A 9,029-nucleotide genomic window follows, 5' to 3' on the forward strand; every position below is an offset into this window, starting at 1 on the left:
TAATAAAAAAAAACAATATACAATGAAGAGAAATAAGAACTTGCTGATAATCAGATGCTTGTAATTTCTTGACAAGAAGATGCCGTTGAGAAAAATCTATAGTTGTACGACTATAACCCCTATAGTTGTACAACCATAACTCTACAGTTGTACAACCATAGCATGTATAGTCGTACAACTGTAACTTTATAGTCGTACAACTATAGGTCTTGTTCTTAATATAGAGCAGAAAACAAGGAATCCCAGCCTCTCAATCCTCTTATTTTTATCGCTAGATTCCAAACTTGTAGGTATATGAATTTTGGTTATAAATATTGACGGGAGGTATTTTTACAATTGTAATTTGAACTAAAAAAGGAGGAATAAGGCCTTATGGAAAATGGGGAAGATGTTCCCGAATGGCTGAAGAATGGGGATTATGAGTTTGAGTATAATATTATAAGATAAGATCAGTTGCGTGTCTGATTTAGTAAAGAGGGTGTGTCATAAGTTAATGATTCACCCTTTTTTGTTTGTTGGAATATTACTGATATGTTGTTGGAAAACATAGTATAAGTTGTTAGAAAAGATAGTATATGTTTTTGAGTTAGTTAGTATCTCCGGTCGCACAACAGCTGTTGTGCGCTTGCATATCAGCTGATATGCGCTTGCACAACAGGTGATGTGCATGCGTAGGTCAACTGTTATGCGCCAACTGTAATTTAGACTTATGGCGCCTCCTCTTTGTCATTTGGTACATACAGAATGGCATTTCATACAAGGTAGGTTTAGATATTTGGCTGATAGAAATAATCTTCTTACTTTTGCGCTCGTAATCGGGAAGCGATAGAAAAGAAAAAATCGTGGAACGAGGAACATGAAGAATAACCCTTTAATATATAATAAGGTATGAAGAAGGTAATGTTGATTTTAGCCATGATGCTAAGTGTAATGAGTGTAAATGCTCAGTTTGTAGAGTATAAACCAGTATATACTAATCCACCTGCCCAGCAATATTCTGTGCCATCATTTGGCTTGGAGATGCCGCAGATGCCTCAGCCTCCGGAGGAATATACTGATGTTGGTGCTTATTATATTAAGAACAATCAAGTTGTGAGAGTCAAGATTCGTGTGAGAGAAACGTATAGTGGTGGACGCAGATCATTGACAGTTGTTGGTTATTATGGTGGTCCTTTGGATAGTTTGTTGAGAACACATGCATTCGTTAGCAAGGTGGTTAGAAACCTAGACGGAGAGGTTGTAGCCAATAATTTTGAGTGGAAGGCGAACACGGTGCCTTTCGGTAAAGTGTACTTTAATTTGTAAAGCCGTTTAAGGATATAGGCATTGAGGTTGTCATGGATTGGAAATGTGGAAGCATTATCTTTTTCAGCAGTGGCAAACTTCAATGCTTTTTTTGTGGAAATTTCATGAAAGTAAGCCTGTTGGAAGAAATAATAGAGGAAAAGTTTGGCGGTATCAAAAAGATTTCTTACTTTTGCAATAGAGTTATGAGTGAACGGAAAAGAACGGGCACGATGAAGGCTCTAGTGAATGAGCGTATTGAACGTTATCTTGCGATAGAAATGTGGAAGTTTCAAAGTCTGCTAACGATAAATAGGCAATGATGCTCACGTCTAAGGATTATTGTATCTTTTTCTCTATGGAAGAAGATGTTAATATACTCTATGGCGTGGGCTATTGCATTATTACTTGCTGACGGGTCCTTCCACAACCTCTATCCGGTAATAAGCAATAGTCCCACGCTTTTTCATTGAAAACTTAATGACCGATAGCTACTTCTGGGAACAAGTCAGCGATGTAAATGGTAAATATGGATAGTCAATTTATCGTATTCAATACAAAGACGGAACTCTTAAGATTAGATGTTTCCAAAATTGTTTATTTCGAAGGAGATGGCAATTATACACAGATTGTTACTATTAACAAGTTGAAGGCTGTTGTTTGTCTGAATTTGACTCAGATGGAGAAGTACTTGGCAGAGCATCTTGTAGATTGCAAGAGTATTTTTATGCGGGTGGGTAAGCGCTTTATCATCAACACTGGCTACATCTATCAGGTCAATACGCAAAAGCAACAGTTGATATTATCCGATTATGAGCATTTTGCTTTTGCTTTAGGTATTTCTAAGGAAGCCTTGAAGCAAATGAAGGATTTACTCATAACTAAAAAATAAACTAGTCAAGCAAAGAATTTTATGGAATTAATCATTGGACGTGATGCTAGTACATCTCAATTGAGAATAACAATGGGACAACAATCCAAGACTTTTGGGGTTGCTGGAAGTGTTCCTATGACTGTGAGCCGTCAACACTGTAGTTTGACCATTAATCCAGATGGTTCTTATAGAATTACGAATCTAAAACCTCAGAACGTTACTTTTGTCAATGGAGTGGAAATAATGGCAAAGACTATCATGGAAAAGGATAAAATAGAACTTGGTCCAAGCAAATTTTTGGTTAGTTGGGATTGGATAAAGAGTTTTGTTCCTCAAATGGTAGATTTTCGTCCATTGCAGCGTGTTTGGGAAGAATATGATGAACATAAACTTGATCAGCAAATTGCTGACCGCAAGTTTAATTCTCTTCGTGGCATTACTGGTTTGATTACTATGGGAGCCATCGCTTTGAGTATCATTTTCCCAGAATTTAGAGAGACTCCTCTTTATATAGGTTTGTATCTCTTAGGTATTTTGATTTCTGTAGGCTTTACTGTAAAAGCATATAAGGATTCTTCTAAGGGACCGTTAAGGCAGAAGCAGTTGACTGAAGAGTTTCAGCAGCATTATGTTTGTCCTCATTGTCATCACTTCTTGGGCTTTCAGTCTTATGAAGTTTTAATGCAGAATGAGGCTTGTCCTTATTGCAAGGCTAAAATCAAAAAGTGATTTTGTACAATAGAAGATAGGTTTTGTGTAATGAGCACAGAATTAACACCTATCTATTTATTATTTCACTATATTTGCACCAGTTATAATTTTAAAACGTATGATTATGGCACAGAATGAAGAAACATTGTATTTCGATAATACACATCCTGAAGTAAGACAGGAAAGTAAAGATAAAACTCAGAACGCTGCTGATAAGGCAACTTGGAAGAAAGTAGCGGTAAGTGGAGTTGCTGGTATCTTGTTAGGTGCAAGTGCTATGTATGTCACAGATGCCATTGCTGCAAATACAGAAGAAACTCCCGATACAAAACCGGAAGGGGAGAATCCATCGCAAGATGCTGCTGCAGCTAATGATAATGCCTCTATCAAGGTGGCTGAGAGTCATGATGAGCAGAGCTTTAAGGAGGCATTCGATGCCGCTAGAGCCGAAGTAGGTCCTGGTGGCGCTTTCCATTGGCATGGTAATATCTATAGTACTTATACCGAGGATGAGTGGAACAACATGACAGATGCAGAAAAGAACGACTATGCTGAGGCTGTAAAGCCAGAAGTACGTGCTGAAGAAATGAATGCAGCCCCTCATCAAGCGGAAGATGTTGCTATGGTATCTCATTCATCTCATGCAGACCAGGATGTATCTGTTGCTCACAATGATGCAAATTTGCATCAGGCAAGTGATGTGCAGGTGGCTGATGACCAAAATACAGATGTTCATTTGGTTAATGCGGGTGAAGTTCAGCTTGCTGATGGCTCCATGGCTACAGTGGGTGTCTTCGACGTGGATGGTCAGGAAGTGAGTGTGGTAGATTTTGATCAGGATGGAAATCCTGATGTTGCTATTTGTGATGCCAATGGCAATGGAAGTATTGACGTTGGTGAAGCAGTTGATTTGCATACAGGACAAGTGATAACTCCAAGTGGTAGTGATTTCGCTGATACCGGAGTTGATGATTCTGCTGATCCAAATCTCCAAACAGCATCCTTAGAGAATCCTGATGTTGCTCCTGATATGCCAGACTATATGTCTGATGCTGATATTCAGATGGCATAAACATTGATTAAAATAGATGGTAGCAATGGAAACTAAAAGAATCAAATGTCCGAGTTGCGGTGTATTGCTCGACGTGAGAAATTCTCAAAACGAAGCGGTTAAGATGATTACTTGTCCTCAATGTAAAACTCAGTTGAGAGTGATGTTCTCACAGCAACATGCTGCAACTCCGCAATCTTTTGGGAAAACAGAATATGTTGGTAACAGCAATGGTGAGACTCAGTATGTGAATCGAGATAATGGAGAAACTCGTTACGTGGGACATTCCTCTTCTCCTTCTCAATCTGATGAAACAATCCTTGCAGGCAAGAAAGAAGAGGTTACTCCTGGTTATTTGCTCTATGGTGGTCAGAAGTATCCGTTAGGGATCGGTAGTAATGTAATAGGTCGCAAGGCTACTACTTCGCAGGCAACTGTACAGATTGCTACTGATGATAGATATATGAGCCGTCAGCATCTTGCCATCCAGGTAATTAAGGCTTCTACGGACAAGGTTAGGGTTGTGGTGTCTAACTATCACAATAAAAATGCCAGTTATGTGAATGGACAATTATTGAACGAGGGTGACCAGCTCGTCTTGACAGAAGGAAGTATCATCAAGATGGGTAACACAACCGTTGTTTATCATCAAAAATAAAGCTAACAATGAGAATCAAGATATATCAGCCTTTAGCTATCTATGAGTTGGGTAAAAGGGCGAACCAGGAAGATAGCATCTATCCAATAGAGGGCAAAGCAACGGAGAATGACCGCTTGTTTTTGCTCTGTGATGGTATGGGTGGACATGAGCATGGTGAGGTGGCAAGCCAAAGTATTTGCAAAAGTCTTTCTTCGTTTTTGTTGCAGCATGCAGTTGCTTCCGAAGGCTTGGAAGATAAGTTGCTATCTGATGCTTTGGCGTATGCCTACGAAGAACTGGATAAACTGGCTATTGCGGGAGATTCCCGTCAGATGGGAACAACTTTAACTTTGCTGTATTTTCATAGTAATGGATGTACGACAGCCCACATTGGAGATAGTAGAATATACCATCTCCGTCCATCTTCACATACCATATTATATAAGAGTCGTGACCATTCCCTGGTGTATGATCTTTATCAGGCTGGTGAGTTGACCTATGAGGAGATGAAGACATTTCCACAGAAAAATGTCATCACCCGTGCGATGATAGCTGGAGATAGAAATCATCCGAAACCTGATGTTATCCATATTTCTGATATTCAGCCAGGTGATTACTTCTATATTTGTTCTGACGGCATGTTGGAACAGATGGAGGATGAGGAGCTGTTGGATGTCTTTGTTGCGAATGTTCGTGATGAAGAGAAGCGACAGATGCTGATTTCAGGAACCTCAGATAATAAAGATAATCATTCTGCTTATATAGTACACATCAAAGAAGTGAGTCATGACGAGGCTGATGTGAGTCTTGTAAATGAAGAGCCTACGGCGAAATGCAATGCTTTGAATATCAAGCCTGATGTGGAAAAGTTGACTGCTTCTCCTGATGTTGAAGTCGTAAAGCCTGCTGGTACACCGCCGCCTGTTCCTGATAGTGTGATTGTTGCGATGGAGAATAAGCAGAAAAGAAAGAAACTCCTGTTTGTTGCTTTCATGGCAATAGTGGTGTTGGCTGTTGTAGGAATGTTTGGATATGGCTACTATAGCAAGCATAAAGCAGAGGCTGCTTTGCTTGATTCTCTTCATGAAGATTCTATGATGACCGTGAAAGAGTTTAATAGCCAGCAAGAGTCAAAGACAGATACAACAAAACCAGATTCAATAAAGTAAGATACAATAAAAAATGGACGAACTAAATAATCAAAATATGCTCCAAGTAGGAACCATCCTACACGGAACTTACAAGATAGAAAGCTACTTGGCTTCAGGTGGCTTCGGCAATACCTATTTAACAAAGAACATCGAGTTTGATGAGACTTATGCCATCAAAGAGTTCTTTGTAAAGGGTGTGTGTCAGCGTGATGGTAATAGTACTACCATTAGTGTAAGTAATGCCGAGAATACCAATAGCTTTGAGCAACAGCGAGAGAAGTTCAAGAAAGAAGCTCGCCGTCTTCGTAGTCTCAGTAATCCTCATATTGTCAAGGTCTATGACCTTTTTGAGGAGAATGGTACTGCGTATTATGTGATGGATTATGTAGATGGAGAAAATCTATCTGCACGTTTGAAGCGTACCAATGCACCTTTGGCAGAGTCTGAGGTTCGCAATTACTTGAATCAGATATTGGATGGTCTTGAGGCAATCCATAACGAAGGTATGTTCCATCTTGACATCAAGCCTGCCAATATTATGGTGGATAGTCATGATGTGGTCAAGTTGATAGACTTTGGTGCAAGTAAGCAGCAGAGTACGGTAGGTGGTGCCACGATGAGCACTGGTATCAGTTATACGAATGGCTATGCCTCTAGTGAACAAATGGCGCAGAGCTATGATAAGTTCGGACCATGGACAGATTTCTATTCTCTTGGTGCAACTGTGTATAAGTTGCTCACCAATCAAGACCCCCCATCAGTTTCTGACCTTTCTGAAGACGAGACAGAGGACAAGCATCTTGCCCTCCCAATGCCTAATGTTTCTGGGGAAATGAAGAAATTGGTGGTTTGGATGATGCAAGTGAATAGATTGAAGAGACCGAAGAATGTTGGGGAGATAAGACGTATCTCGCAACAGTTTGCTTCGGCTGCTTATGGTAATGTTGAAGCAACAAAGGCATGTTGCCCTATGCAATCTCATGTTAATCTTGCAGGGGGTGATGAAGAAACACTGTGGGAAGGTAAAGTAAAGAAAGTTAAAGCTGGAGTTAACCAGCAAGTGATAAGTAAGAAAAAAACAGATAGTCATATATGTCGTAATTTATTAATAGCTGGGGCGTTGTTTTTAATATGTTTATCAATTAGTTGTTATGGCTATAAAACTATTTGTGAAAATAATGCTTTTGAAAAGGCTTTTTCTTCTCAAAAGATTGATGATATTAATAGATTTGTAAATGAATATAGCAATATGACAGATGAACATCGAAAAAAAATAAATGCAAGACTCTCATATTTAAAAAAGCAACAACATAATAAGCAAATAATAGATAATTTGGTATCTAATATGGTGTATGTTGAGGGCGGTACTTTTATGATGGGAGGAACTGATACATATGATTGGGAAGGGACTAAACCTGTTCATCAAGTAACTTTATCTAGTTTCTATATAGGTAAATATGAAGTGACTCAAGAAGAGTGGATGGCAATTATGGAAACAAATCCATCTGGTTTTACAGGGGAAAAAAGACCTGTAGAACAAGTTAGTGTGGGGGGAGGAAGTATGGATGATTGTTTGAAATTTATAAAGAAATTGAATCAAATAACAAATAGAAAGTTTAGACTTCCAACAGAGGCAGAGTGGGAATATGCTGCTCGTGGAGGCAAACTTAACCAAGGTTATCGTTATTCAGGTAGTAATAATATTTCGGAAGTTGCATGGTGGCATGGGAATAGTGGAGGAAAAACTCATAATGTAGGTCTGAAAAATCCTAATGAATTAGGGCTTTATGATATGACAGGAAATGTTCGTGAATATTGTTCTGATTGGGCTGCACCTTATACAGCAACTTCTCAAATAAACCCTAAAGGTCCGCAAGGAGGGGAGTGTGGACATATATTTCGTGGTGGAGATTGGGCTCTTGATGAGTATTACTGTACTGTTGCTTATCGAAGTGTTGGTATTTTGGAGGGATATGCAAGTTCTGAGTATGGATTTAGATTGGTTATGGAACCATAGTTCTAAAATATTTTTATTAAAATTATGATTTAGAAATAAGTATATTAAGATATATGAAAGTTTGTAGAATCGAAAAAGATACAGTTTTTCGGAAGGTCGGTGAGGTAATTACTGCTTCAAAAAAAGAACATAATTATTCGGAAGGACGGGCAAAAGCTGAATCTATGTTAGAGAATGTTAGAAAACAGGATTATCCTGAGTCATATGGTAGAGGAAACTCTTTATTTGTTTTTCCGTATGATGATAAAAAGGAAGAGCGAGCATTTCAATGGGCTAATACTTTTGCTTCTACTCCAGTTTCATATTGTATAGTTAATTTATTAGTACTGGAAGTTGATAATGTAGAGTGGCATGATTCTCGGAATTATGATGATTTATGTTTCTTACTTGGGAACTTTAAAGTTGGAATGAGAGACAAAAATGTGAATGAGGATGATTTGTGTAATAGATATTGGCTTGAAAAGTGTAATATGGAAGAACTCTCCATAGAGGGACTGGTAAATAAAGCAAGAGTTATCAGCGTTGAACCATATATAGTAACTCATAATGGAATAAGAAAATTAGAATAAAATTATATGGATAGTTTTAATAAAGCAAAAGAATATGCTGATGGCAAAGTTGTCGAAGCGTTAAACCAGGTTGTTGCAGATGCTTATCAGGCTGGTTATAATGCGGGCTATCAGGATAGTATTAATAAGGTGGTAAAAGATTCCGCATTGGAAAAAACTGAGTATGTTGACTTAGGGCTTCCAAGTGGAACTCTTTGGGCATCTAGCTATGTTGAGGATGAAAAAGGTAATGCCGTTTATTTGACTCAAGAGGAGAGTAAGGCTTATAATCTTCCTACCTTAGAGCAATGGGATGAATTACGAAGAAGGTGTAAATGGAACGAGAATTCTGAAAAGAATTGGACTGAATATGGTAATTACTATTATCATAGTTGGGCAATCTGTTTAGGTCCGAATGGTAATAAAATCACTTTCGAATTAACAGGACTTTATGAGGAATTTTCTTATTGTTCGCAAACGGGAGAGGCTTTGTTTTGGCTTAAAGACTCAGATGGTTGTGGCAGAAATTCAGCAAAGATTACTCTGAATGATTTGGAATTAGATTCCAATAGTACCTTTTCTGGATATAAATTATGTCTGCGAACAGTCAAATAGTAGTACTCTATCATTGATTGTATAAAATTATTATGGAGAAATTATGGTTCAACTAAATAATAATGCCGTTCTCTGCTATGGCAAATACAGACTAGAAAAGATCCTTGGTCAAGGTGGTTTCGGTATTACCTATAAGGC

At 38.4% G+C, this 9,029-nt stretch carries 9 protein-coding genes; all 9 read left to right on the plus strand.

Annotation, left to right across the window (positions count from 1 at the left end):
* Window positions 1–930: 930 nt before the first annotated feature.
* The 9 genes from DW657_RS15375 to DW657_RS15420 all read left to right on the plus strand — a co-directional run bounded on the left by DW657_RS15375 (window position 931) and on the right by DW657_RS15420 (window position 8,891).
* Window positions 931–1,305 (plus strand): hypothetical protein, encoded by a 375-nt coding sequence (locus tag DW657_RS15375; RefSeq protein ID WP_147381973.1) that lies wholly within the window; start codon window positions 931–933, stop codon window positions 1,303–1,305.
* A 508-nt stretch (window positions 1,306–1,813) separates the two neighbouring features.
* Window positions 1,814–2,176: a LytTR family transcriptional regulator DNA-binding domain-containing protein gene (locus DW657_RS15385; RefSeq protein ID WP_228119568.1), complete on the plus strand. Its 363-nt coding sequence runs from the start codon at window positions 1,814–1,816 to the stop codon at window positions 2,174–2,176.
* A gap of 21 nt (window positions 2,177–2,197) precedes the next feature.
* The gene (locus tag DW657_RS15390) at window positions 2,198–2,887 is read left to right on the plus strand and encodes an FHA domain-containing protein (RefSeq protein WP_117587439.1); all 690 of its coding nucleotides are present in this window, start codon (window positions 2,198–2,200) and stop codon (window positions 2,885–2,887) included.
* Window positions 2,888–2,993: 106 nt separating this feature from the next.
* Complete coding sequence (locus DW657_RS15395) at window positions 2,994–3,941, plus strand: hypothetical protein (RefSeq protein WP_147381974.1); 948 nt, start codon at window positions 2,994–2,996, stop codon at window positions 3,939–3,941.
* Between the two features lie 25 nt (window positions 3,942–3,966).
* Window positions 3,967–4,578, plus strand: coding sequence for an FHA domain-containing protein (locus tag DW657_RS15400; protein ID WP_158577405.1), 612 nt, complete (start codon window positions 3,967–3,969; stop codon window positions 4,576–4,578).
* Window positions 4,579–4,586: 8 nt separating this feature from the next.
* Window positions 4,587–5,729, plus strand: a complete 1,143-nt coding sequence (locus tag DW657_RS15405; RefSeq protein ID WP_118313321.1) for a protein phosphatase 2C domain-containing protein — start codon at window positions 4,587–4,589, stop codon at window positions 5,727–5,729.
* Between the two features lie 13 nt (window positions 5,730–5,742).
* A complete protein-coding gene (locus DW657_RS15410; RefSeq protein WP_118313322.1) occupies window positions 5,743–7,728 on the plus strand; it encodes a bifunctional serine/threonine-protein kinase/formylglycine-generating enzyme family protein in 1,986 nt (661 codons plus the stop codon).
* A gap of 53 nt (window positions 7,729–7,781) precedes the next feature.
* Entirely contained in the window at window positions 7,782–8,297 is a 516-nt protein-coding gene (locus DW657_RS15415; protein ID WP_118313323.1) for a hypothetical protein, read from the plus strand.
* A 6-nt stretch (window positions 8,298–8,303) separates the two neighbouring features.
* A complete protein-coding gene (locus DW657_RS15420; protein WP_118313324.1) occupies window positions 8,304–8,891 on the plus strand; it encodes a hypothetical protein in 588 nt (195 codons plus the stop codon).
* The last annotated feature ends 138 nt before the right edge of the window (window positions 8,892–9,029 follow it).

It is taken from the genome of Prevotella sp. AM23-5, assembly GCF_003473645.1.
Lineage (GTDB): Bacteria > Bacteroidota > Bacteroidia > Bacteroidales > Bacteroidaceae > Prevotella > Prevotella copri_A.

Excerpts from the sequence above, each read along its gene's own strand:
- DW657_RS15375 (WP_147381973.1), top strand. The coding sequence starts at position 931 with ATGAGTGTAAATGCTCAGTTTGTAGAGTATAAACCAGTATATACTAAT.
- DW657_RS15385 (WP_228119568.1), top strand. The coding sequence starts at position 1,814 with ATGGATAGTCAATTTATCGTATTCAATACAAAGACGGAACTCTTAAGA.
- DW657_RS15390 (WP_117587439.1), top strand. The coding sequence starts at position 2,198 with ATGGAATTAATCATTGGACGTGATGCTAGTACATCTCAATTGAGAATA.
- DW657_RS15395 (WP_147381974.1), top strand. The coding sequence starts at position 2,994 with ATGGCACAGAATGAAGAAACATTGTATTTCGATAATACACATCCTGAA.
- DW657_RS15400 (WP_158577405.1), top strand. The coding sequence starts at position 3,967 with ATGGAAACTAAAAGAATCAAATGTCCGAGTTGCGGTGTATTGCTCGAC.
- DW657_RS15405 (WP_118313321.1), top strand. The coding sequence starts at position 4,587 with ATGAGAATCAAGATATATCAGCCTTTAGCTATCTATGAGTTGGGTAAA.
- DW657_RS15410 (WP_118313322.1), top strand. The coding sequence starts at position 5,743 with ATGGACGAACTAAATAATCAAAATATGCTCCAAGTAGGAACCATCCTA.
- DW657_RS15415 (WP_118313323.1), top strand. The coding sequence starts at position 7,782 with ATGAAAGTTTGTAGAATCGAAAAAGATACAGTTTTTCGGAAGGTCGGT.
- DW657_RS15420 (WP_118313324.1), top strand. The coding sequence starts at position 8,304 with ATGGATAGTTTTAATAAAGCAAAAGAATATGCTGATGGCAAAGTTGTC.